The sequence below is a fragment of the Patescibacteria group bacterium genome (genome assembly GCA_020148045.1).
Classification (GTDB): Bacteria; Patescibacteriota; Minisyncoccia; order Minisyncoccales; family GWA2-38-27; genus JAHCRG01.
The window spans coordinates 1-1,185 of record JAHCRG010000013.1; the positions used below are offsets into that span (position 1 = coordinate 1).

Below are 1,185 nucleotides of genomic sequence, written 5' to 3' on the forward strand. Positions count from 1 at the left end.
TAAACAAATACTTAAATTATTATGAGATACGATTTAAAATTTTCTCGATCGGGAATATGGAATGCTTTTGGCAGAATAAAAAGGATAAACGAGAAATTGAAACAGGAATTACAATTAAAACATAGTGATATTGTTTTAGATATAGGTTGTGATAAGGGCGATCTTGTTTCATTTTTACAACCATTTTGTAGAAAAATAATAGGAATAGATGTAAATGAAGGAGCTGTTAAAAATTCCCAAGTTACAGATTTAAAATTTATGGATGCAAGAGAAACTAACTTTCCAGAGAATTTCTTTACTAAAATAGTTTCATGTTATACAATTGAGCACATACCTAATATACAAAAATTATTCAAAGAAATTGACAGCATACTCAAGCCTGGAGGTTTAGTGGTTTTGTATTATCCTTGGGAGTTATTTAGAGGTATGGGTACTATGAGAAATGCATGGATTTTTTATCGAAACCCCTTTAAAGGATATAAAATCCATTTAAATAAATTGAATCATAATAAAATTAAACACTTAATAAAAGGAACAAATTTAAAAATCTTTAAAAAGAAATTTTATTTTGATGCGCAACCAGCATATATAACAATACTTATAAAAAAAGCGTAATTTTATCCTGAATTCTTCAAACTTTTCATATTGTAGTATTTGAGAAAAGGGTAAAGGGAGGTGAAAATCCCACTAAAAACAAATTTCTATCCCTTTAGCTTGACACCCACTTAAGGTAGGGATGAACTTTCTAATAAAGAAGGAAAGAAAATGTTATTTACGAAAAGAGGTATTATTATTGCATTAGCTGTTAGCTTCATGATTATATTTGGGAGTGGGGATTCATTAGCTGCCAACTCAAAACCTAACCTACCCAAAAAAGGAGATAAAGAAGTTAGTGCTGGAGTGGCTTTGCCATTGCTTCCTTTGTTTGCCGTAGGCTGGTACGCAAATGACAACGTAGAATTTGAGGCAAACGTTGTTTTTTGGCCTGGAGCTTGTGCGGATGCTTATATCATTGGAAGTATTAGCTATAACTGGCCTATAGAGCGATTTATTCCATACGTGACCGGCGGCGTTGGTACCTGTGCTCATGGATATCCTCTATGGGCTATTGGCGGTGGTCTAAAAATAAAGCTAACAGAAGGGTTTAGCATTCGAGCGGTTTTTATATATGGCAGTTTTTTTGGA

At 32.7% G+C, this 1,185-nt stretch carries 2 protein-coding genes; both read left to right on the top strand.

From position 1 onward, the window contains the following. Positions 1–21 precede the first annotated feature (21 nt). Positions 22–615 (top strand): class I SAM-dependent methyltransferase, encoded by a 594-nt coding sequence (locus KJA13_03115; GenBank protein ID MBZ9578003.1) that lies wholly within the window; start codon positions 22–24, stop codon positions 613–615. Between the two features lie 150 nt (positions 616–765). Then, positions 766–1,185: hypothetical protein (locus KJA13_03120; GenBank protein ID MBZ9578004.1), on the top strand; the 420-nt coding region annotated here is incomplete at its 3' end.